Source organism: Bradyrhizobium sp. TM233 (assembly GCF_036247965.1).
Taxonomy (GTDB): Bacteria; Pseudomonadota; Alphaproteobacteria; order Rhizobiales; family Xanthobacteraceae; genus Bradyrhizobium; species Bradyrhizobium ottawaense.
This window is the reverse complement of the sequence record NZ_BTIG01000001.1, coordinates 1,062,947-1,085,836: the sequence shown is the minus strand read 5'-3', so window position 1 is coordinate 1,085,836 and position 22,890 is coordinate 1,062,947. Positions and strand designations below refer to the sequence as shown.

The 22,890-nt window shown below is 65.5% G+C and carries 19 protein-coding genes; 15 read left to right on the top strand and 4 right to left on the bottom strand.

Annotated elements, in window-relative coordinates:
- The first annotated feature begins 109 nt into the window (after positions 1 to 109).
- The 10 genes from ugpB to AABA86_RS05125 all read left to right on the top strand — a co-directional run bounded on the left by ugpB (position 110) and on the right by AABA86_RS05125 (position 11,559).
- Positions 110 to 1,435: a sn-glycerol-3-phosphate ABC transporter substrate-binding protein UgpB gene (ugpB, locus tag AABA86_RS05170; protein ID WP_338305982.1), complete on the top strand. Its 1,326-nt coding sequence runs from the start codon at positions 110 to 112 to the stop codon at positions 1,433 to 1,435.
- Between the two features lie 228 nt (positions 1,436 to 1,663).
- The gene (locus AABA86_RS05165) at positions 1,664 to 2,623 is read left to right on the top strand and encodes an aminoglycoside phosphotransferase family protein (RefSeq protein WP_338305980.1); all 960 of its coding nucleotides are present in this window, start codon (positions 1,664 to 1,666) and stop codon (positions 2,621 to 2,623) included.
- A 240-nt stretch (positions 2,624 to 2,863) separates the two neighbouring features.
- On the top strand, positions 2,864 to 4,486 hold the full coding sequence (locus AABA86_RS05160; RefSeq protein WP_338305978.1) for an ABC transporter substrate-binding protein: 1,623 nt from the start codon (positions 2,864 to 2,866) through the stop codon (positions 4,484 to 4,486).
- A 194-nt stretch (positions 4,487 to 4,680) separates the two neighbouring features.
- Positions 4,681 to 5,694, top strand: a complete 1,014-nt coding sequence (locus AABA86_RS05155) for an ABC transporter permease (RefSeq protein ID WP_338305977.1) — start codon at positions 4,681 to 4,683, stop codon at positions 5,692 to 5,694.
- Positions 5,695 to 5,909: 215 nt separating this feature from the next.
- A complete protein-coding gene (locus tag AABA86_RS05150; protein ID WP_338305975.1) occupies positions 5,910 to 6,809 on the top strand; it encodes an ABC transporter permease in 900 nt (299 codons plus the stop codon).
- Between the two features lie 247 nt (positions 6,810 to 7,056).
- Positions 7,057 to 8,775, top strand: a complete 1,719-nt coding sequence (locus AABA86_RS05145) for a dipeptide ABC transporter ATP-binding protein (protein WP_338305974.1) — start codon at positions 7,057 to 7,059, stop codon at positions 8,773 to 8,775.
- Between the two features lie 81 nt (positions 8,776 to 8,856).
- Complete coding sequence (locus AABA86_RS05140) at positions 8,857 to 9,036, top strand: DUF4089 domain-containing protein (protein ID WP_165637650.1); 180 nt, start codon at positions 8,857 to 8,859, stop codon at positions 9,034 to 9,036.
- A gap of 7 nt (positions 9,037 to 9,043) precedes the next feature.
- The gene (locus AABA86_RS05135; protein WP_338305973.1) at positions 9,044 to 10,438 is read left to right on the top strand and encodes an AtzE family amidohydrolase; all 1,395 of its coding nucleotides are present in this window, start codon (positions 9,044 to 9,046) and stop codon (positions 10,436 to 10,438) included.
- Position 10,439: 1 nt separating this feature from the next.
- Complete coding sequence (gene hpxZ, locus AABA86_RS05130; protein WP_338305972.1) at positions 10,440 to 10,832, top strand: oxalurate catabolism protein HpxZ; 393 nt, start codon at positions 10,440 to 10,442, stop codon at positions 10,830 to 10,832.
- Between the two features lie 4 nt (positions 10,833 to 10,836).
- Positions 10,837 to 11,559 (top strand): GntR family transcriptional regulator, encoded by a 723-nt coding sequence (locus tag AABA86_RS05125; protein ID WP_338305971.1) that lies wholly within the window; start codon positions 10,837 to 10,839, stop codon positions 11,557 to 11,559.
- A 142-nt stretch (positions 11,560 to 11,701) separates the two neighbouring features.
- On the opposite strand, the gene atzF is transcribed toward AABA86_RS05125, so the two are convergent.
- Both atzF and AABA86_RS05115 read right to left on the bottom strand, forming a co-directional pair.
- The gene (atzF, locus tag AABA86_RS05120) at positions 11,702 to 13,507 is read right to left on the bottom strand and encodes an allophanate hydrolase (RefSeq protein WP_338305969.1); all 1,806 of its coding nucleotides are present in this window, start codon (positions 13,505 to 13,507) and stop codon (positions 11,702 to 11,704) included.
- Between the two features lie 207 nt (positions 13,508 to 13,714).
- Complete coding sequence (locus AABA86_RS05115; RefSeq protein ID WP_028139737.1) at positions 13,715 to 14,209, bottom strand: MarR family winged helix-turn-helix transcriptional regulator; 495 nt, start codon at positions 14,207 to 14,209, stop codon at positions 13,715 to 13,717.
- Positions 14,210 to 14,361: 152 nt separating this feature from the next.
- Between AABA86_RS05115 and AABA86_RS05110 the strand changes: the two genes are divergently transcribed.
- Complete coding sequence (locus AABA86_RS05110; protein WP_338305968.1) at positions 14,362 to 16,212, top strand: feruloyl-CoA synthase; 1,851 nt, start codon at positions 14,362 to 14,364, stop codon at positions 16,210 to 16,212.
- A gap of 344 nt (positions 16,213 to 16,556) precedes the next feature.
- On the opposite strand, the gene AABA86_RS05105 is transcribed toward AABA86_RS05110, so the two are convergent.
- Positions 16,557 to 17,063 (bottom strand): MarR family winged helix-turn-helix transcriptional regulator, encoded by a 507-nt coding sequence (locus AABA86_RS05105; RefSeq protein WP_212243932.1) that lies wholly within the window; start codon positions 17,061 to 17,063, stop codon positions 16,557 to 16,559.
- An 83-nt stretch (positions 17,064 to 17,146) separates the two neighbouring features.
- Here AABA86_RS05105 and AABA86_RS05100 point away from each other — a divergent pair, with 83 nt between their 5' ends.
- From AABA86_RS05100 to AABA86_RS05090, 3 genes are read left to right on the top strand one after another with little or no spacing between them, the layout of a single operon-like run.
- Entirely contained in the window at positions 17,147 to 18,367 is a 1,221-nt protein-coding gene (locus AABA86_RS05100; protein ID WP_338305967.1) for a cytochrome P450, read from the top strand.
- An 11-nt stretch (positions 18,368 to 18,378) separates the two neighbouring features.
- Positions 18,379 to 18,702 carry a 2Fe-2S iron-sulfur cluster-binding protein gene (locus AABA86_RS05095; RefSeq protein ID WP_338305966.1) on the top strand — a complete coding sequence of 108 codons (324 nt, stop codon included), beginning with the start codon at positions 18,379 to 18,381 and terminating at the stop codon, positions 18,700 to 18,702.
- Between the two features lie 55 nt (positions 18,703 to 18,757).
- Positions 18,758 to 19,969 (top strand): ABC transporter substrate-binding protein, encoded by a 1,212-nt coding sequence (locus AABA86_RS05090; RefSeq protein ID WP_338305964.1) that lies wholly within the window; start codon positions 18,758 to 18,760, stop codon positions 19,967 to 19,969.
- A gap of 129 nt (positions 19,970 to 20,098) precedes the next feature.
- On the opposite strand, the gene AABA86_RS05085 is transcribed toward AABA86_RS05090, so the two are convergent.
- Entirely contained in the window at positions 20,099 to 21,361 is a 1,263-nt protein-coding gene (locus tag AABA86_RS05085) for an NAD(P)/FAD-dependent oxidoreductase (protein ID WP_212243936.1), read from the bottom strand.
- A 299-nt stretch (positions 21,362 to 21,660) separates the two neighbouring features.
- Between AABA86_RS05085 and AABA86_RS05080 the strand changes: the two genes are divergently transcribed.
- Positions 21,661 to 22,833, top strand: a complete 1,173-nt coding sequence (locus AABA86_RS05080; RefSeq protein ID WP_338305963.1) for an ABC transporter substrate-binding protein — start codon at positions 21,661 to 21,663, stop codon at positions 22,831 to 22,833.
- Positions 22,834 to 22,890: the final 57 nt, after the last annotated feature.

Genomic DNA, 22,890 nt, shown 5'->3' with positions numbered 1-22,890 from the left:
CCAGGACCGATTGTGCGGCGCGGCCGGCGCGCATTCCCGGTTGAAACCGCAAGGGCCGCCCCTTAAGCAGGGGCGGTCGCCGCTTGCCGCGCCAGATGGAAGAGCCGTCGTGATTTCAGCATTGCGCCTTTTGCCGGTCGTTGCCGCCCTCGCGGCCCTCACATTCATCTCGAAGGCGCAGGCGGCAACCGACATCGCCTGGTGGCACGCGATGTCCGGCGAGCTCGGACGGCAGCTCGAGAAACTGGCCTCGGACTTCAACGCCTCGCAGTCCGATTACCGCATCGTGCCCGTCTACAAAGGCAACTACACCGAGACGGTGACCGCCGCCATCTTCGCCTTCCGCTCGCGCAGCCAGCCCGCCATCGTTCAGGTCAACGAGGTCGCCACCGCCACCATGACCGCCGCCAGGGGCGCGATCTATCCGGTGTTCAGCCTGATGCGGGACATGCACGAGCCGTTCTCGCTGACCGATTACCTGCCCGCGGTCTCCGGCTATTACACCGACGCGGCCGGCAATCTGTTGTCGTTCCCGTTCAACTCCTCGACGCCGATCCTCTACTACAACAAGACCATGTTCCGTGACGCCGGCCTCGATCCGGAGGCGCCGCCGAAGACCTGGCCGGAATTGGGCGCGGCCGCAAAGCGCCTGCGCGACCGCGGTGCGGCGTGCGGCTTCACCACGTCCTGGCCGTCCTGGATCCATGTCGAGAATTTCTCCGCCTTCCATAATTTGCCGCTGGCGACGCGCGGCAACGGCTTTGCCGGGCTCGATGCCGAACTGACCATCAACAATCCGGTCGTGGTCAAGCACATCGCCCAGCTCGCCGAATGGCAAAAGACAAAACTGTTCGACTATGGCGGCCGCGGACAAGCGGCCGAGCCGCGCTTTCAGAGCGGCGAATGCGGCATCTTCATCGGCTCCTCGGCGACGCGCGCGGACATCAGAGCGAATTCGAAATTCGAGATCGGCTACGGCATGATGCCGTATTGGCCCGACGTGAAGGGCGCGCCGCAGAACTCGATCATCGGCGGCGCCACGCTGTGGGTGCTGCGCGACCGACCGCGCGAGGAATACAAGGGTGTGGCGCGGTTCTTCGCCTATCTGTCGCAACCCGGCGTGCAGGCCGCCTGGCACCAGAACACCGGCTACCTTCCGATCACCCGCGCAGCGTCCGAGCTGACGCGCGCGCAGGGTTTTTACGAGCGCAATCCGGGCTCGGCGATCTCGTTCGAGGAGATCACGCTCAATCCGCCGACGGAGAACTCGAAGGGCATCCGGCTCGGCTCCTTCGTCCTGATCCGCGGCGCGATCGAAGACGAGCTGGAGCAGGCGTTCGCCGGGCAGAAGAGCGCGCAAGCCGCGCTGGATTCCGCAGTCGAGCGCGGCAACAAGCTGCTCCGCCAGTTCGAGCGCGCAAGTCCGGAGCGGTAGCGTATTGCGAATGAGCCTAGCTGTGCCCGCAACGGAGGTGCGCTCCCTCCCCCGCTTGCGGGGGAGGGTTGGGGAGAGGATGTCACCGCAACGGGACAATCCCCCAGAGGAGAAAGCCCTCACCCGACGCTTCGCGTCGACCTCTCCCGCAAGCGGGAGAGGTGCACCGTCTCCTTGGCTTGCATCGAGCCAAGCAAAGCTAATCCTGCCTTCGATACGCGAGTGCAGATGACGACCATGCCGCCGCAACAACTCCCCGGCTTCATCGACGCGGAAAGCTTTCGCGCCTTTCGCGCCAATTCCGCGCATTGGCTCCCCATCGCGCTCGACATCGCACGCAGCCACCGCCTCGATACCAGCGCGCCGCATGTGTTTGCGACCGGCACCAATCTCGTGGTCGGCCTTGGCGAAAATCTGATCCTCAAAATCTTCCCGCCGATGCTGCGTGAACAATTCGTGTCCGAGCGCGCGTCGCTGATGCAGCTCAAAGGCCATCTCGATCTGCCGATCCCCGAGATCGTCGCCGAAGGAACGCGAGACGGCTGGCCCTATCTCGTCATCACCCGTCTTGCCGGCACGCTCGGCTCGGAGGTCTGGCCGCACCTGCCCGAAGTGCAGAAGGAACGCCTGCTGCGCCAGATCGGCGAGACCATCGCGAGCGTCCAGCGCGCCCCGCTCGGACCGCTCGCGCAAATCGAGCCGCGCTGGAACGACTTCATGCGTGCGCAGATGCTAGGCTGCCGTGCCCGGCACACGCGCCTTGGCCTTGCGCCGAAATTCCTCAAAGGCCTCGACGATCTCCTGCGCGATGCGGAAAAACTCATTCCGATGGATGCGCCGCCGGTCTTTCTGGTCGGCGAATACATTCCAGAGAACTTCCTGCTCGCCTGCGATGACGGCCAGTGGTCGCTCAACGGCCTGTTCGACTTCGGCGACGTGCTCGCGGGATGGTGCGATTACGACCTGCTCGGTCCCGGCGCGTTCATGGCGGCGGGCCGGCCGGGGAGGGTGAAGAGCCTGCTCGAAGGTTTTGGCTATGCGAAGCTCGATGACACGCTCAAGCGCCGCCTGATGGCCCTGATGCTGCTGCACCGGGCCAGCGACCTCAACAGCCACATCTGCATCGAGGGCTGGCAGGAGCAGGCGGATGACCTGATCGAGCTGCAGGAGCTGATCTGGGCGGGATGAGCGGTCCCCAGCTCCGGCTTTGCTCAACTCCGCGGCGCTTCATTTCGTCAGCCTAATTTTAAAGCAATATCTCCGCTTTGTATGCAATAAGCCGGGCTGCTCAGGAAGCGATCACTCGGCCAAAATCAACTAATATCCTTTTAAGTCAGTCGGTTACGGGAATCATAACGCTCCATTAAGCCTTGGCACGAACCTTGCGAATCCGGTTCCAACCAAAAACTTTGAGTTGGAGCATTCCCGATGAAGCGCCGCGATTTCCTCAAATCCGTTTCCGGATTGGCCGCCGGAGCGGCGCTTCCGGCGATGCCGTCCGTGATCTCCACCGCCTATGCCGACGCCCGTTCGGAGACGCTGCTGATCGTCTCGGAAGGCGGCCCCAACAATCTCGACATCCACGGCGTCGGCACCAACGTGCCCGGCTATGAAGTGTCCTGGAATTGCTACGACCGGCTGATCAGCCACGAGATGAAGAGCGGCCCCGGCGGCGTGCCCTATTACGACCGCGACAAGTTCAAGGGCGAGCTCGCCGAAGATTTCAAGATCGACGACATGTCGGTCACCTTCAAGCTGAAGAAGAACGCCAAGTTCCACGATGGCGCGCCTGTCACCGCCAAGGACGTGAAATGGTCGCTCGACCGCGCCGTCAGCGTCGGCGGCTTCCCGACCTTCCAGATGAGCGCGGGCTCGCTGACCAAGCCGGAGCAGTTCGTCGTCGTCGACGACTATACTGTCCGCGTCGACTTCCTGAAGAAGGACAAGCTCACGATCCCCGATCTCGCCGTGATCGTGCCCTGCATCGTCAACTCCGAGCTGGTGAAGAAGAACGCCAGCGAGAAGGACCCCTGGGGCCTCGAATTCACCAAGCAGCAGACCGCGGGCTCCGGCGCCTACAAGGTGACGAAGTGGACCGCGGGCACCGAAGTCATCATGGAGCGCAACGAGGATTGGGTCGGCGGCCCCTTGCCGAAGATCAAGCGCGTGATCTGGCGCATGGTGCCGCAGGCCGGAAACCGCCGCGCGCTCTTGGAGCGCGGCGATGCCGACATCTCCTACGAGCTGCCGAACAAGGACTTCCAGGAGATGAAGGCCAACGGCAAGCTCAACGTGGTGTCGCTGCCGTTCTCCAACGGCATCCAGTATATCGGCATGAACGTCACCAAGCCGCCGTTCGACAATCCAAAAGTCCGTCAGGCGGTCGCCTATGCGCTGCCCTATCAGAAGATCATGGACGCCGTGATGTTCGGCCTCGCCAACCCGATGTTCGGCGCGCCGAAGGACAAGCCGACCGAGGTCGCCTGGCCGCAGCCGCACAAATTCAACACCGATATGGAGAAGGCGAAGGCGCTTCTGGCGGAAGCCGGCTACGCAGGCGGCTTCGAGACCACGATCTCGTTCGACCTGAATTTCGCCGGCGTCAACGAGCCGCTCTGCGTGCTGGTGCAGGAGAGTCTTGCGCAGATCGGCATCAAGACCACCATCAACAAGGTGCCCGGCGCCAACTGGCGCACCGAGTTGAACAAGAAAGAGATGCCGCTCTTCACCAACGTGTTCTCGGGCTGGCTCGATTACCCCGAATACTTCTTCTACTGGTGCTATCACGGCAACAATTCCGTCTTCAACACCATGAGCTACAAGTCGGCGGAGATGGACAGTCTGATCGACGGCGCGCGCACCGCGGCAGCAAGCGGCGACACCGCCACCTACGACAAGGACGTGAAGGGTTTTGTCGATCTCGCCTTCACCGACATCCCGCGCATCCCGCTGTACCAGCCCTTCGTCAACGTCGCGATGCAGAAGAACATCAGCGGCTATCAGTACTGGTTCCACCGGAGGCTGGATTATCGCGCGATGGCGAAGGGGTGAGGTGTCATGGGTGAGGTGAGCACGCTCTTCAGGCTCCCTCCCCCCTTGTGGGGGAGGGTTGGGGAGAGGGGTAGCCACAAACTCAGACCTCTCCCGGAGCCACCCCCCTCCCTAGCCCTCCCCCACAAGGGGGGAGGGAACGCAGCCGAACGTGCCGCACGATCTCGTTCCCATACGCAGCGCAGGAGCGCCCCATGCTGACCATGATCGGCAAGCGCCTGATGTTCGCGATTCCATCGCTGATCGGCGTCGTCATCGTCACCTTCCTGCTGACGCGCGCGCTGCCGGGTGATCCCGCCGCCTACTTCGCCGGTCCCGCCGCGACCAAGGAAGCCGTCGAGCAGATCCGGAAAAAACTCGGCCTCGACAAGCCGCTGATCGAGCAGTTCTTCCGCTACACGGGCGATCTCGCCCATGGCGATTTCGGCAACTCGCTGACGACGGGCCAGCCGGTGGCGGCCGAAATCCGCAACCGCCTGCCGGCCTCTGCCGAGCTGACCTTGCTCGGCCTCATCGTCTCGGTCGTCATCGCCATCCCACTCGGCGTGCTCGCTGCGACGCGGCCAGGGTCATGGGTCGATCATCTCTGCCGGGTGACGACGACAGCCGGCGTCTCGCTGCCGGTGTTCTTCACCGGCCTGGTGCTGGTCTACGTCTTCTACTTCCGCCTCGGCTGGTCGCCTGCGCCGCTCGGCCGGCTCGACGTGTTCTACAGTGCGCCGCCGACGGTGACCGGCTTCTATCTGATCGACACGCTGATCGCGCGCGATCTCGAAGCGTTCCGCTCGGCGCTGAGCCAGCTGATCCTGCCGGCGACGACGCTGGCGATCTTCTCGCTGGCGCCGATCGCGCGCATGACGCGCGCCTCGATGCTGGCGGTGCTGTCGTCGGAATTCGTCCGCACCGCCCGCGCCAGCGGCCTGTCGCCGGCGACCGTGATCGTCACCTACGCCTTCCGCAACGCGATGCTGCCGGTCATCACCACGCTCAGCATGGTGTTCTCGTTCCTGCTGGGCGCCAACGTGCTGGTGGAGAAAGTGTTCGCCTGGCCCGGCATCGGTTCATACGCGGTGGAAGCGCTGATCTCGTCGGACTTCGCGCCGGTGCAAGGTTTTGTGCTGACCATGGCGGTCATGTACGTGCTGCTCAATCTCGTGATCGACATCTTGTACGGCGTGATCGATCCGCGCGTACGGCTGGAGGGCTGAACCATGATGGGGTCTTGTGCTCTGCAAGCTCCGACGAAGGTGCGCCCCCTCTCCCGCTTGCGGGGGAGGGTTGGGGAGGGGGTATCTCCGCGGGCGAGAGCCCCAATGTGGAGAGAGCCCCCACCCGGCGCGTTGCGCCGACCTCCCCCGCAAGCGGGGGAGGTAAACCGCCGTCGCGGCTTGCTTGTTCGGTCAAACAACGTCCGGGTGATCTCATGAGCTCCGTTGCGCCTGCTGTTGAACCCGTCGGTCCTGCCCGCACCTCCGGGTTGGCCGCGATCCTCGAACAGACCCGTTACGTGCTCGGCGAAAACAAGGTCACGGGCTTTGCCTTCGCCTTGCTGATCCTCATCCTCGCCGCCGCGATCTTCGGCCCCTATGTCGTGCCCTACGATCCGCTCGCCTCCGACACCGCCGCGGCGCTGAAGCCGCCGTCGGCGGCGCACTGGTTTGGCACCGACCAGCTCGGCCGCGACATCTTCAGCCGCGTCGTCGTGGCGACGCGGCTCGATACGTTCATCGCGGTCGCCTCCGTCGTGCTGGTGTTTTTGATGGGCGGCCTCGCCGGCATCGCAGCGGGCTACTTTGGCGGCTGGACCGACCGCATCGTCGGCCGCATCGCCGACACCATCATGGCGTTTCCGCTGTTCGTGCTGGCGATGGGCATCGTCGCGGCGCTCGGCAACACGGTGCAGAACATCATTCTTGCGACCGCGATCGTGAACTTCCCGCTCTATGCCCGCGTCGCGCGTGCCGAGGCCAATGTCCGCCGCAATGCCGGCTTCGTGCAGGCCGCGCGCCTGTCCGGCAACGGCGAATTCCGCATCCTGCTGGTGCACATCCTGCCCAACATCATGCCGATCATGATCGTGCAGATGTCGCTGACCATGGGCTACGCCATCCTCAACGCCGCCGGCCTGTCCTTCATCGGCCTCGGCGTCCGCCCGCCGACCGCCGAATGGGGCATCATGGTCGCGGAAGGCGCGGGCTTCATGGTCTCGGGCGAATGGTGGATCGCGCTGTTCCCCGGCCTTGCGCTGATGATCGCCGTGTTCTGCTTCAACCTCCTCGGCGACGGCCTGCGCGACATCGTCGACCCTCAGCGGAGGACGTGATGGCTGTTTCCACAAGTACCGCTGCGCTCCCTCCCCCCTTGTGGGGGAGGGTTGGGGAGGGGGGTAGCCCCAAGCGAGGTCTGAGTTTGTGGCCACCCCTCTCCCTGCCCCTCCCCCACAAGGGGGGAGGGAATGAGAAACCAGTGCCTCCCTCACGCGTCAATTTACGCCAAAAATTCTCCAATGATTCCAATGCCATTCTACGGTGCATGGGGTTGTTTTCGCATTTTTTGCTTGGTAGGCCCTCATGACCGCCCAGCCGCTGCTCGACGTCCAGGACCTCACCGTCGAATTCACCACCCGCCGCGGCATCGTCAAAGCCGTGCAGCACGTCAACATCTCCGTCGCCAAGGGCGAGACGCTTGCCATCGTCGGCGAGTCCGGCTCGGGCAAGTCGGTGACGTCGTACGCGGTGATGCGCATCCTCGACCGCGCCGGGCGGATCGCCGAGGGTTCGGTGATGTTCTCCGGCATTGACGTGAAGGCCGCCACCGAAGACCAGATGCGCGACCTGCGCGGCCGCGAAGTGTCGATGATCTTCCAGAACCCGCGCGCCGCACTCAATCCGATCCGCAAGGTCGGCGACCAGATCGAGGACGTGCTGCGCACCCATGTGCAGCAGGCGATGGTTTCGGACCATGGAGAAAAGGCGATCGAGGCGCTGGAGCAGGTCAAGATCGCCCGCCCGCGCGAGCGCTATCACGCCTATCCGTTCGAGCTGTCGGGGGGCATGTGCCAGCGCGTCGTCATCGCGCTCGCGCTCGCCTGCAATCCGCAGCTGCTGATCGCGGACGAGCCGACCACGGGTCTCGACGTCACCACGCAGAAGGCGGTGATGGACCTGATCGTCGAGCTGACCAAGCGCCGCGCGATGTCCACCATCCTGATCACCCACGACCTCGGCCTCGCCGCCGCCTACTGCGACCGCGTCGTGGTGATGGAGAAGGGCCGCGTGGTCGAGACCGCCAAGGCCGCCGACATTTTCGCCAACCCGCAGCACCCCTACACCAAGAAGCTGATGCGCGCGACGCCGCGGCTCGGCGTGAGCCTGCGGGATCTGCTGCCGGAGGAGGAGGGCACCGCGCCCGCCGAGCCCGCTGTGCCTGCCACGGCAAGCGCAGAGAGCGCGAAGCCGCTCCTGCTCATCGAAAAGCTCGTCAAGGAATACCCCCGCCAGGGCGCCACCGCGACGCTCGGAAAGCTGTTCGGCCGCAAGCCGCCGCTGGAGCCGGACGTGTTCCGCGCCGTCGACGGCATCAGCTTTTCGATCGGCCATGGCGAGAGCGTCGGCCTTGTCGGCGAGTCCGGATGCGGCAAATCGACCACGTCGATGATGGTGATGCGCCTCTTGGACCAGACCTCCGGCCTGATCCAGTTCGACGGCGAGGACATCGGCGCTATTCAGCCTGCTGCCTTCGCCCGGCTGCCGCAGCGCAGCCGCATCCAGATGGTGTTCCAGGATCCGACCGACAGCCTCAACCCGCGCTTCACCGCCGCGCGCGCGATTGCCGACCCCATTATGCAGCTCGGCGATATCAGGGGGCGCGACGCGCTGCGTGCCCGCTGCGAGGAGCTGGCCACCATGGTCGGCCTGCCGCACAATCTGCTCGATCGTTTTCCGCACCAGCTCTCCGGCGGCCAGAAGGCCCGTGTCGGCATCGCCCGTGCCATCGCGCTGCATCCGAAGCTGGTCATCCTGGATGAGCCGACGGCGGCGCTGGACGTCTCGGTGCAGGCCGTCGTCCTCAATCTGCTGCAGGACCTCAAGGCGCGGCTAGGTATGAGCTATCTGTTCGTCTCGCATGATTTGAACGTAGTGCGCTTGCTGTGCGATCGTGTCATTGTGATGCGGACCGGTCGAATCGTCGAAGAGGGCTCTTCCGAGCAGGTCCTCAGCGATCCGCAGGACGACTACACCAAGGAGCTGCTGACGGCGATCCCGCATCCGCCGTTGCCGGTCCACTGAGCATGATCCGGAAAAGTGTGACGCGGTTTTCCGAAAAGATCATGCTCAAATGACAACCTAGAGAGATAGTTTGGGAGCGTGATGGCCGAGCCGCTGGACGATTATATCGACGCCGTATCGAAAGCGCTGGCATTGCCGATCGAGGAGGCCTGGAGGCCTGCGGTGCGCGCCAACCTCGAAGTCTCGCTGCGGCTCGCTCGCCTCGTCGACGAATTCGCGCTGCCGGACGAGACCGAGCCGGCGCCGATTTTCACCGCTTGATGTTGCCATGACCAGCAAGCCAGAGATGACGGCCTCCGAAATCGCAGGTGCGGTTGCGGCCCGCAAGATGTCCGCGCTCGATGCCACCGAGGCGGCGCTGTCGCGCATCAAGCAGCACGACGGCGTCCTCAATTCCTTCACCGACGTCACCGCCGATCGCGCCCGTGCGAAAGCACGCGCAGTCGATGCCGACATCGCCGCCGGCAAGGAAGTCGGCCCGCTCGCCGGCGTTCCCTTCGCGGTGAAGAATCTGTTCGACGTCGCAGGGCTTCCGACGCGCGCCGGCTCGAAGATCAATCGCGATCGCGCGCCCGCAGCGCGCGATGCCACGCTGATCGAGCGCATGGAGGCCGCCGGCGCCGTGCTGGTTGGCGCGCTCAACATGGGCGAATACGCCTATGATTTTACGGGCGAGAACGTCCATGACGGTCCCTCGCGCAATCCGCATGACACCACGCGGATGACCGGCGGCTCCTCCGGCGGCTCGGGCAGCGCGGTCGGCGGCGCGCTGGTGCCAATCGCGCTCGGCTCGGACACCAACGGCTCCATCCGCGTGCCGTCCTCGTTCTGCGGCATTTTCGGTTTGAAGCCGACCTATGGCCGGCTCTCTCGCGCGCGCTCGTTCCCGTTCGTCGCGAGCCTCGATCATCTCGGCCCGTTCGCGCGCTCCGTCGCCGATCTCGCACGCGTCTATGACGTGATGCAGGGCCCTGACGCGGAGGACAGCGCCTGCACGACGCGCGGGCTGGAGCCGACGCTGCCGCTGATCGCCAATCCGGTCTCGGATCTGCGTATCGCCATCGCCGGCGGGTATTTCCAGAACAACGTGTTTCCGGAAGCGGTCGAGGCCGTCAGCCGCGTTGCCAAGGCGCTCGGCGCAACGAAGCTGATCGAGATCCCCGAGGCCGCGCGCGCCCGCGCGGCCGCTTACGTCATCACCACGACCGAGGGCGCTTCGCTGCATCTCGATCGTCTGCGCAAGCGGCCGAACGATTTCGATCCGGCCGTGCGCGACCGGCTGATCGCGGGCGCGATGGTGCCTGCGCCGATGGTCGACCGCGCGCAGAAATTCCGCCGCTGGTACCGCGCGCAGCTCGCCGAGATCTTCAAGACCGTCGACGTGCTGCTCGCGCCGGCAACGCCCTGCACCGCGCCAAAGCTCGGCCAGGTGAATTTCAACCTCGACGGCGTCGAGCTGCCGGTGCGCGCCAATATCGGCATCCACACCCAGCCGATCTCCTTCATCGGCCTGCCCGTGGTGGCCGTTCCAGTGCCGCTCGAGCCGATGCCGATCGGCGTGCAGATCATTGCTGCGCCCTGGCGCGAGGACATCGCGCTCCGCGTCGCGCACGCCCTGGAAAAGATGGGCGTCGTCGCAGCACCCGCGCCGAGAGGAATCTAAAATGGAGCTCGATCTCCCCGAAGTGATCGCGGACGTCAAAGCCGCGTTCGATCGGTATGAGCAGGCCCTCATCAGTAACGACGTCGCCGTGCTCGGCGAGCTGTTCCGCAACGATCCCCGCACGCTGCGCTACGGCATCGGCGAGAACCTCTATGGCTATGAGGCGATCAGCGGCTTCCGCGCCGGCCGCTCGCCGGTCGGCCTCAACCGCCGCACCGCCAGGACTGTCATCTCCAGCTATGGCCGCGACACGGCGGTGGCCTCCACCCTGTTCTATCGCGATACGGCGCCCGGCAAGGTCGGCCGGCAGATGCAGACCTGGATTCGCTTCCCCGAGGGCTGGCGCGTCGTCGCCGCCCATGTCAGCATCATCGACGAGCCGAAAGAGACCTGACCGCATGACGCTCGACGATCTTCCCCAGGGAGCACTGCCGACTGAGCCGGTGGTGCCCCGCGTCGACCGTGCCTCGCCATCGGTGCAGAAGGTCACACGCGCCGAGGAGCTGCGCCTGCAGCTCGCCGACGAGATCGTGCGCGGCGCCCTGGCCCCCGGCTCGCCCTTGGACGAGACCGACATCGCCCGCCGCTTCAGCGTCTCGCGGACGCCGGTGCGTGAGGCGCTGCGTCAGCTCGTGGCCAGCGGCCTCGTCGAGGCGCGCGCCCATCGCGGCGCGGTGGTGGCGCAGCCCTCGATCGAGCGCCTGACCAGCATGTTCGAGGCGATGGCGGAGCTCGAGGCGCTGTGCGCAGGCCTTGCCGCCGAGCGCATGTCCGCCGCCGAGCGTCACGGCCTGGAGGCCATCCACGAAGAGCTGCGGGTGCTGAGCTACACCGGCAATCCCGATCGCTTCCACGAGGTCAACGAACGCTTCCACAACGCGATCTATGCCGGTTCGCAGAACGGCTACATCGCCGAGATCACGCTGGCGACGCGGGTGCGCGTGCAGCCGTTCCGCCGCGCCCAGTTCCGCAACCTCGGCCGTCTCGCCAAGTCGCAGGCCGAGCACGACCGCGTCGTCGTCGCCATCATGCGCGGCGACAAGCAGGGCGCCGCCGCCGCGATGCGCGCGCATATCGAGCTGGTGCGCGGGGAGTATGAGATCTACGCGGTGTCGGTGTAAGGCACGTCCGTGTCCCGGACGCGGTGCAGCGCGTAGCGCTGCTCCGCAGAGCCGGGACCCAACTTCCGTCTTGCAAGCTGCTGCATGGGTCCCGGTTCAGCAGCGCACCACTGCGTGATGCGCTGCACCCGGGACACGAGACCTACGTCTTGGTAGCTTCCGCCATGAATTTCCGCCAGCCCCCATAGGCCGTAATATCCCGCGCCTCGCCCAGCACTTCCGGCTCGACCAAAAATCCCTTCGCGCTGCGGCCATCGGCAAGGCGCACGGTGCCGATCGCCATCGGCGAAGGAATCGCGTTGACGAATTTGCCGAAGGCGGAAGACGACAGCGACCAGAGCTCCAGCTCGATGGCGGCGCCCTTGCCGGCTTCCACGCGCAACATGCCGGGCTTCGGCGGCGTGGTCTTGAGCGCGTAGAGCTTGTAGTCGGGCGCAGTTCTGGTTGCCTCGATCAGGCGCCCGTTCAGTGCCTTCAATTCGCCGTTGAGCACCATGCCGGACAGATGCGCGCCAACCACGGCGATGGGGATCTCGTCGCCGCTGCTTGCCGGCAGCGCCGCCAGCAGAGCTTGCGCCGCGCCCGTCGCGCCGAGGCTCAACCTGGTATCCGCATGAAAGACGCGGCCGATGCTCGCCAGCAGCGCGTCATGTCCGGCGGGCGCGAGCAGCGTGATGCCGAACGGAATGCCGTCGCTGCGCATCGAAGCCGGCAGCGCGAGGCCGCAGAGGTCGAGCAGATTGACGAAATTGGTGTAGGTGCCGAGCCGGCTGTTGAGCTCGATCGGATTGGCGAGCACCTGCGCGGTCGTATAGGCGGTCGGCGCCGTCGGCAGCACCAGCGCGTCGATATTGGCGAACGTGCGCTCGGCGATCTTGCGCAGGCCCTGCAGGCGATAGAGCGCCGAGAACGTGTCCGCAGCAGTGAGCCGCGCGCCGGCCGCGGTGATCTCGCGCGTCACGGGATGGATCGAATCCGGCGCGGAGGCGAGCAGGTCCTTGATCACGAGATAACGCTCGGCGACCCAGGGTCCCTCATAGAGCAGCCGCGCCGTCTCGTAGAACGGCTCAAGATCGAACTCGACCAGCGTTGCGCCAAGCGCAGTCCAGCGCTTCAGCGCATCGGCGTAAGCGGTTTCCGCCTTCTTGTCGCCGAAGAAGATCAGCTGTCCGTTGCGCGGCACGCCGAGGCGCAGGTCTGAGGGGAGCGGCCTGATCGCGCCCAGCGGCCGGTCGCGCGAGAACGGATCGGCCGGGTCCGGCCCCGCCATCACTGACAGCGCGAGCGCGGCGTCGTCCACGGTCAGCGCAAACACCGAGATGCAATCGAGCGTACGGCAGGCCGGCACCAGCCCCGCGTTCGAGACCATGCCGAGGCTCGGCTTCAGCCCGACGATGTTGTTGAGCATCGCCGGTACGCGCCCGCTGCCGGCGGTATCCGTGCCCAGCGACAGCGGCACGAGCCCCGCGCCGACCGCGACAGCGGAGCCCGAGCTGGAGCCGCCGGGAATGAGATCCTCGCGGATCGAATTCTTGGGAACGCCGTAGGGCGAGCGCACGCCGACGAGGCCGGTCGCGAATTGGTCGAGATTGGTCTTGCCGATGATGATGGCGCCGGCGGCGCGCAGCCGCGCCACCGCTGTCGAGTCATGCGTCGGCGTAGTGGAGAAGGCCGGGCAGGCCGCCGTGGTCGGAAAGCCCAGCGCGTCGATATTGTCCTTCACCGCAACCGGCACGCCGTAGAGCGGGAGGCCGGCGGCGTCCTTCGCAGCAAGCTTCTCGGCCTCGGCGATCGCGTCCCTTTCGTCGCGCAGGCTGATGAAGATGGCGGGATCATTGTGGTCGCGGATGCGCTGATAGGTCCGCGCGACCGTCTGCACCGGCGTCAACGTGCCCGCGCGATGTGCGGCCACAATCGCGGCGATCGTTTCAGGCTGCTCAGCCCCCATCTCAGCCCCCATGGCGACAAAATTCCCGCAACTGCTTCACCCCCGGAGTGAAGCAAGCGATGTGCCATTGTGTACATTATCCGGGCAGGACGGAAGCTGCGGATATTATCCGTGGGATCAGTGGCTTGCGGGATATTTTGGCAGGCGGGCGGGCCGTGACGTCAGCGCCCCGTGACGGGCATCTGCCCAAATCTTGGGCAGTCGAGGTCAGGTGAAGCCAGCGAGGATCCGCAGCAGCTGCGCCCGGTTTTCCTTGCCGATCTTCTCTTCGACGTGCCGCTCGTGTTCGGCCGCGAGCCGCTTGAATTTCGCCAGCGCCGTCTCGCCCTGGGTCGTGAGATGCAGCGCGTGGGAGCGACGGTCCGCCTTCGATTTGACCCGCTTCACGAGCTTGCGCTGTTCGAGGCTGTCGAGCAGGTGCACCAGCCGGGCGCGCTCGATGCCGAGGCGCTTTGCCACCGCCATCTGCGACAGGCCCGGATTGGCGCCGATCACGGTCAGCACCGAATATTGCGTCGGCCGGATGTCGACATCGCCGAGCGTTCTGATGAAGTCCTGAAAGATCCAGATCTGGAAGCGCCGCACCGCATAGCCGGCGTGCCCGACCAGTGCGTCGAGGCCGATATCGTCGGCCATGTCCCGAGGCGCCGCGCCGTTGCCGGCGCGCCTGCGTGCGGAAGTCTGGGCTGAGGTGGCTGTCAAATCGCGTCTCCTGCCGGACTATTCTTGTAACGTCATTATAGCGCGGGCGGAAGATTGTTGTTGACGACAACAATTGTCATGCCCAACATTATGGCCAAAGCAGCCCGGAACGAGGCTGCGGCCGATCCGGGATCCGGGCGGAGGAGGAAATCATGACAACCGCCGCACGCGGCGATGCCGCAAGCCTGTTTGCAACGCCACGGACCGTCGCCGAGCATCGCGCCGACGGCAGCATCGTGCTGCGCTCGCCCGAACCGTTGCGCGATGGCGCGCGCTGCGTCGGCGACTGGCTGGAGCAATGGGCGCGGCAAACGCCGGATGCGATCTTCCTTGCCGAGCGCGCCAACGCCGAGGCGCCATGGACCGCCGTCAGCTATGCGCAGGCGCTGCGCCAAGTGCGCGCGGCGGCGTCCTGGATCCTGGCGCAGGGTCTGAGCGCCGAACGCCCGCTCGCGATCCTCTCCGACAACAGCATCGACCATGCTCTGCTCGCGCTTGCCGCCCAGCATGTCGGCGTGCCCTCGGCGGCGATCTCGCCGGCCTATTCGCTGATGTCGAAAGATTTCGACAAGCTCAAGAGCATGATCGCGCTGCTCGAGCCGGGCGCGATCTATGTCTCCGCGACCAAGTCATTCGCGGCAGCACTGGCCGCGATCAAGCCGCTGCACAAGGCGCAGATCATCAGCGGGAACGCCGACGATGGCGATGCGCTCGCCTTCCGCACCGTCGTGGCAACGCCGGAGAGTCCCGACGTTGTAACGGCGTTCGCCGCGGTGACGCCGGATACGATCGCCAAATTCCTGTTCACCTCGGGGTCAACAGGCACGCCCAAGGCCGTCATCAACACCCAGCGCATGCTGACCTCGAGCCAAGAGGCCAAGGCGCAGACCTGGACATTTCTGGAGCAGGGTGGTCGCGACCTCGTCATTCTCGACTGGCTGCCCTGGAGCCACACCTTCGGCGCCAACCACAATTTCAACCTCGTGCTGCGCAACGGCGGTTCGCTCTATATCGACGGCGGCAAGCCGGCGCCCGGCCTGTTCGCGACGTCACTGGCCAATCTGAAAAGCGTGATGCCGACGGTCTATTTCAATGTGCCGCGCGGCTTCGACATGCTGATCGCGGCGCTGCGCGGCGACGAGGAGCTGTGCCGCCGCTTCTTCAACGAGGTGAAATTCGCCTTCTATGCCGGCGCGGCGCTGCCGCAGAATCTCTGGGATGCGCTCGGAGAGCTCTCGATCAAGACCATCGGCCGCGCGCTGCCGATGGTTTCGGCCTGGGGTTCGACCGAGACGTCGCCGCTGGCGACCGACTGCCATTTCCTCGCCGAACGCTCTGGCAATATCGGCGTGCCCATTCCCGGCACCGAGCTGAAGCTCGTTACGTCAGGCGACAAGCTCGAGGTGCGGGTACGTGGTCCCAACGTTACGCCGGGCTACTGGAAGGCGCCGGAGCTGACGAAGCAGGCTTTTGATGAAGAGGGCTTTTATCTGATCGGCGATGCGGTGAAGCTTGCCGATCACGCGCGGCCGGAGCGCGGCCTGTTCTTCGACGGCCGTGTCGCTGAAGATTTCAAGCTCAATTCCGGCACCTGGGTCAGCGTCGGCACGCTGCGCGTCGCCGGCATCGCCGCGCTGGCGCCGCTGGCGCAGGACATCGTCGTGTCAGGCCACGGTGGCGACGAGGCGCGCTTCCTGGTGATCCCGAACATCGCGGCTTGCCGCGCCCATGCCGGCTTGGGCGAGACGGCTGATGTCAACGAGGTGCTTGCGCATGACAAGATCAGGACCGCGATCGCACAGGGCCTGGCGAAACTGAAGCAGCAAGGCCCCAACTCCTCCGGCCACGCCACGCGCGCGCTGCTGCTCGCCGAGCCGCCATCGGTCGATGGCGGCGAGATCACCGACAAAGGCTACATCAACCAGCGCGCCGTGCTGACGCGGCGAGCGGATGCCGCGGCTCGGCTGAACGATGATGCGTCGGCGGAGTGGATTGGGCTGTAAAGGCCGAGTTAGCGAAGCCACATTCCGCTGTCATTCCGGGGCGCGCCTCTTGGCGCGAGCCCGGAATCCATTTCACCGCAGGGGTGTTGCACGATGGATTCCGGGTTCGCGCTACGCGCGCCCCGGAATGACGAGCGGATAGGCCAATCCCACTGCCGCAATATATTGCTGATTCTTTTGTTGCCTAAGCAACTAATCTGTGCGAACCGTTCCAGACCAGGACGACGGCGGGGAAACCGCCGCGTCCGATCTCGGAGGAAACGATGCTCGGCAGGAAGGGTGCCGCGGGCAAGCGCGGGCGCATGCCTGGAGGTGGCGACAGGGCGCGGCCGCGGTGCGGTGCGTCAGGTGTAGCTGCTGTCCGTGACCGCGCCGAGATTTTCGTGCAGCCGGCGCAGCAGATCGATCAGCACCTCGCGCTCGTCCTTGTTCAGGCACGACAGCAGCCGCCGCTCGCGCTCGAGCGCCGCGACGATCACCTTGTCATGGGTGGCGCGGCCCTTCGTCGTCAGCGAAATCGAATGGGTGCGGCCGTCGTTCGGGTCGGTGCGGATCGAGATGAGGCCGCGCTTTTCCAGCCCAGCCAGCGTCCGGCTCACCGGCCCCTTGTCGAAGCCGATGACGTGACAGATGCGCGAGGCCGGAATGCCGGGCTCGATCGCCAGCAGCGACATGATCCGCCATTCCGTGACGTTGACGCCGAACTCCCGCTGATAGAACGCGGTCGCGCTGTTCGAGAGCTTGTTGGCGATGAAGGTGACGAAAGCCGGGACGTAACGGTCGAGATCGAGCGTTGGTCCGGCATCGCTGGGCGCGGGCTTTTGGCGGGATCTGGTCGAAGGCGCAGGCATGTCGGGAATCTGACTCGCGGTGGAGCCACCGACCTAAGGGCATGCGCCGCCCTTTCACAAGATCAAAATGAGGGAGGTCTCCCATGACCGCATCCGGCACCCCTGCGTCGACGGGCCTTGCGTCCGTCCCGCATCTCGACATCGATCCCTTTGCGATGAATTTCTTTGCCGACCCTTATCCCACGCATGAGCTGCTGCGGGAGGCCGGTCCGGTCGTCTATCTCGACAAGTGGAACGTCTACGGCGTGGCGCGCTATGCCGAGGTCCATGCGGTCCTGAACGATCCCGCGACGTTCTGCTCCAGCCGCGGTGTCGGCCTGTCCGACTTCAAGAAGGAGACGCCGTGGCGGCCGCCAAGCCTGATCCTGGAGGCCGATCCGCCCGCGCACACCCGCACCCGCGCCGTGCTGTCGAAGGTGCTGTCGCCCACCGTGATGAAGCAGGTCCGCGACCGTTTTGCGGCGGCGGCGGAACAGCGGGTGGACGCGCTGGTCGAGAGGCGCAGCTTCGATGCGATCGCCGATCTCGCGGAAGCCTATCCGCTCTCGATCTTTCCGGATGCGCTGGGCCTGAAGGCGGAGGGACGCGAGCATCTCATTCCCTATGCCAGCGTCGTGTTCAACGCGTTCGGTCCGCCCAATGAGCTGCGCCAGCAGGCGATCGCGCGCTCGGCGCCGCACCAGGCCTATGTCGCCGAGCAATGCCAGCGCGACAACCTTTCGCCCGGCGGCTTCGGGGCCTGCATCCATGCGCAGGTCGACGACGGCGCGATCACTGCCACCGAGGCGCCGCTGCTGGTGCGCTCGCTGCTGTCGGCCGGCCTCGACACCACCGTCAACGGCATCGGTGCGGCCGTCTATTGCCTCGCGCGATTCCCGGACCAGTGGCAGCGCCTGCGCGACGATCCGACGCTGGCGCGCAATGCCTTCGAGGAGGCCGTGCGGTTCGAAAGTCCGGTGCAGACCTTCTTCCGCACCACCACGCGGGAGGTCGAGCTCTCCGGCGCGCAGATCGGTGAGGGCGAGAAGGTGCTGATGTTCCTCGCTGCCGCAAATCGCGATCCCAGGCGCTGGGACCAGCCTGACAGCTACGACATCACCCGCCGCACCTCCGGCCATGTCGGCTTCGGCTCCGGCATCCACATGTGCGTCGGCCAGCTCGTCGCCCGCCTCGAAGGCGAGGTGATGCTGACCGCGCTGGCCCGGCGCATCGCGAAGATCGAGATCACGGGCGAGCCGAAGCGCCGCTTCAACAACACGCTGCGCGGGCTCGATAGCCTGCCGGTGACCATCACCCCGGCCTGACGAGGAGTTTCATGCCCGCCATCACCTTCGTTCATCCCGACGGCAAGTCGGAACGTGTCGAGACCGCGGACGGGGAGAGCGCCATGCAGGCCGCGACCCGCCACGGCCTCGGCGGCATTCTGGCCGAATGCGGCGGCAACGCCATGTGTGCGACCTGCCATGTCTATGTCGACGAGAGCTGGCTCGCGCGGCTCCCCGCGGTAGCCGACGACGAGGATGCGCTGCTCGACGGCGCCGCCGCCGAGCGGCGGCCGACAAGTCGGCTGTCCTGCCAGATCGCGGTCACGTCCGAGCTCGACGGGCTCGTGCTGAAGCTGCCGGAGCGGCAGGTCTGAGTCTCGACACGCCGGCAACGACCGGCGTGGCAAATCATCAACAGGGGAGGGAACGATGAAACATCTGAAGTGGACGCTCGCGCTGGCCGCGAGCCTGGTGACCGGCGCGGCGAGCGCGGAGATCTCGGACAATGTCGTGCGCGTCGGCGTGCTCAACGACATCTCCGGCATCTTCCAGGACACCAACGGCATGGGCTCGGTCGAGGCCGCGCGCATGGCCGCAGAGGATTTCAACGGCGGCGGCAAGGGCATCAAGGTCGAGATCGTCTATGCCGACCACCAGAACAAGGCCGATGTCGGCAACGCCATCGCACGCAAATGGCTCGATGTCGAGGGCGTCGATGCCATCGTCGACGTGCCGAACTCGGCCGTCGGCCTCTCCATCAACACGCTGCTGCGCGACAGCCGCATGACGTTCCTGGCGTCCTCGACCGCAAGCTCCGATCTCACCGGCAGGGCCTGCTCGCCCAACACCATCCAATGGGTCAACGACACCTGGGCGACCGGCAACACCACGGCGGCCGCCATGGTGTCGCGCGGCGGCAAGGACTGGTATTTCCTCACAGTCGATTTCGCGCTCGGCAAGGGCATCGAATCGGAAGCGCAGAAATACATCGAGGCGCATGGCGGCAAGGTGCTTGGCTCCTCCAAGCACCCGCTCGGCACCTCCGACTTCGCCTCCTTCCTGTTGCAGGCGCAGGGCTCGAAGGCCCAGGTGATCGGCCTTGCCAATGCCGGCGGTGACACCATCAACGCGGTGAAGCAGGCCGCCGAGTTCGGCATTCAGCAGAACGGGCAGCGGCTCGTCGCCTTCCTGCTCTTCATCAACGACGTCCACGGCATGGGCATCAAGGTCGCGCAGGGCCTCCAGCTCATGGAAGCTTTCTACTGGGACATGAATGACGACACCCGCGCCTTCGCCAAGCGTTTCGCCGCGCGGCCGGGCATGAACGGAAAGATGCCGAGCGGCAACCAGGCCGGCGTCTATGCCTCGACGCTCGCTTATCTCAACGCCGTCGCCGCCACCGGGAGCGATAATGCCAAGGACGCCGTGCCCGAGATGAAGAAGTTCAAGGGCAAGGACAAACTGTTCGGCGACACCGCGATCCGCCAGGACGGCCGCGTCGTGCATCCGATGTACCTGTTCGAGGTGAAGAAGCCGGAGGAGTCGAAATATCCCTACGACTATTACAAGCTGGTCTCGACGATTCCAGCCGACCAGGCATTTCGCCCGCTGGCGGAAGGCGGGTGCGAGCTCGTGAAGTGAGTCTCGTGCCCCGGACGCAGCGCAGCGCGCAGCGGTGCACTGCAGAGCCGGGGCCCCTGACTGCTGGGTCCCGGCTCTGCGTCGCGTCATTTCATGCCGCGCCGCGTCCGGGACACCAGAGGAGCCTCCCTACACCACCTTGCTACTCCCCTGCGTGATCAACCTCGCCGCGCGCTGGTCTCGCGCGTAGATCCATAGCCAGCTGAGCGCGACGCTGAGGCGGTGGCGCAGGCCGATCAGGAAGTAGATGTGGGCGATGCCCCAGATCCACCACGCGATGGTGCCGCGCAGCTTGATGCGGCCGAAGTCGATCACCGCGAGCCGCTTGCCGATCTGGGCGAGGCTGCCGGAGTGCTTGTAACGGAACGGGCCTGTCGGCTCTCCGCGCAGCCGCGCCTTGATGGTCTCGGCGACGTGACGGCCCTGTTGCTTGGCGGCCGGTGCGATGCCGGGCACCGGCTTGCCCTCCCAGGCGTTGATCAAGACGGTGTCGCCGATCGCAAAGATCTCGGGATGATCAGGGATGCTCAGATCGTCTTCGACCTGGACGCGGCCAGCACGATCGGCCGGTGCACCCAGCCACTCGGCGGCGGGCGAGGCGCGGACGCCGGCGGCCCAGATTCGCGTCTTGGCCTCGAGCAGCTTGCCGCCGAACACCACGCCCTCGCGATTGATCTCGGTGACGGCCTGTCCCAGCACGACCTCGACGCCGATCTTCTCCAGCGAGGCCTGCGCATAGGCCGAGAGATCGTCGGCAAAGCCCGCGAGCACGCGCGGCCCCGCCTCGATCAGCACCACGCGCGCCTTGGTCGTGTCGATGTTGCGGAAATCGCCGGGCAAGGTGTGACGCGCCATCTCGGCGATGGTGCCGGCGAGCTCGACGCCGGTCGGGCCGGCGCCGACGATGACGAAGGTCAGCCGCGCTGCGCGCTTGTCCGGATCGGTCTCGCGCTCGGCGCGCTCGAACGCCACCAGGATGTGACGGCGCAGCGTGGTGCCGTCCTCCAGCGTCTTCAGGCCCGGCGCCCATGCCTCCCATTCGTCATGGCCGAAATAGGCGTGACGCGCGCCGGTCGCGAGCACCAGCGTGTCGTAAGGCACTTCGCTGCCGTCGTCGATCAGCACGCGGCGTCTTGCCGCATCGACGCCGCTGACCGTCGCGAACAGCGTCGTCACCTCGGGCCGGTCGCGCATGAGATGACGGATCGGCCAGGCGATCTCGCTGGTCGCGAGCGAGGCGGTCGCGACCTGGTACAGCAGCGGCTGGAACAGATGATGGTTGCGGCGGTCGATCAGCGTGATCTCGACCGGCGCACCCGCAAGCCGGTAGGTCGCCTCCAGCCCGCCGAAGCCGGCCCCGACGATGACGACGCGATGCGGTGCCGTGGTCATGATGTACCCTCGAATCTCGCTGCTCCACACTCCCATTTAAGTGCGGATCGGACGCTGCGGTCCAATAGCTGTCATCAATCGCCGCATAGGCCGGATGTATCGATCAGACGCGAAAAAGTGCCGCAGGGTTGGTCTAAGTAAGTAGAATTATATTTCTTGCCATCCCCGATTGGGGCGAAATATGGTGCAGGGGCAGGCGCTGAGCCATTGGCGGCTCGATGGATTTTGCGTTCAATAGAGACAGACCCGGGGCGGCGATCACCCCGTTTCCGGGCTCAATAATAGGGAGGGGAGTGGTTATGAGGACGGCATTCTGGCTGGCGGGCGCAGCGGCGCTGGTGCTGGCAAATCCGGCGCTCGCCGGCGACACCATCAAGATCGGTTTCGTCTCGACCTTCAGCGGCCCGACCGCCGTGATCGGTAACGACATGCGCAACTCCTTCGAGCTCGCGCTGGATCACATCGGCCGCAAGATGGACGGCAAGCCGGTCGAGGTCATCTACGAGGATGACGGGCAGAAGCCCGATGTCGGCAAGCAGAAGACCGAGAAGCTGGTGCAGTCCGACAAGGTCGATTTCATCGTCGGCTACATCTGGTCGAACGTGCTTTTGGCCTCGCTGAAGACCGCCGTCGACTCGCAGACCTTCCTGATCTCGGCCAATGCCGGCCCGTCGCAGCTCGCCGGCGAGCTGTGCAGCCCATACGTGTTCTCGACCTCCTGGCAGAACGACCAGACGCCGCAGGCCATGGGCCTCTACATGAACCAGAAGGGCGTCAAGAGCGTGTTCCTGATCGGGCCGAACTACGCGGCCGGCAAGGACATGCTCGCGGGCCTGAAGAACACGTTCAAGGGTGAGATCAAGGGCGAGGAATACACGGTCTGGCCGAGCCAGCTCGATTTCTCTGCCGAGCTCTCCAAGGCCCGCGCCTCGGGCGCGGAGTCGATCTTCGTGTTCTATCCGGGCGCCGCCGGCGTGCAGTTCCTCAATCAATATGCGCAGGCCGGCCTGAAGAGCACGATGCCGCTCTACACCGCCTTCACGGTGGACGAGCTCTCGCTGCCGCTGCAGAAGGAGAACGCGCTCGGCGTGCCCGGCGCGCAGGAATGGGTCAACGACCTCCCCAACGAGCAGAACAAGCGCTTCGTCGCCGACTATCGCAAGAAGTACACCGGCCTGCGTCCGACCTATTACGGTGCGCAAGCCTATGACGCGGCCCAGCTCATCAACAGCGCGGTGGTCGCGGTGAAGGGCGACACCAGCAAGAAGGACGCGATGAAGGCCGAGATGGAGAAGGCCAACTTCAAGTCGCTGCGCGGCGCGTTCAAATACGGCAAGAACCACATCCCGGTGCAGAGCTTCTATCTCCAGGACGTCGTGAAGGACGCAGAAGGCCAGCTCTCGCTGAAGACGGTCGCGACCATCGTGGAGAACGACCAGGATCGTTTCCACGACAAGTGCAAGATGAAGTGAGCTCTCTCTTCTTCCTCTCCTCGCTTGCGGGGAGAGGGTCAGGTCGCTCCTCGCAAT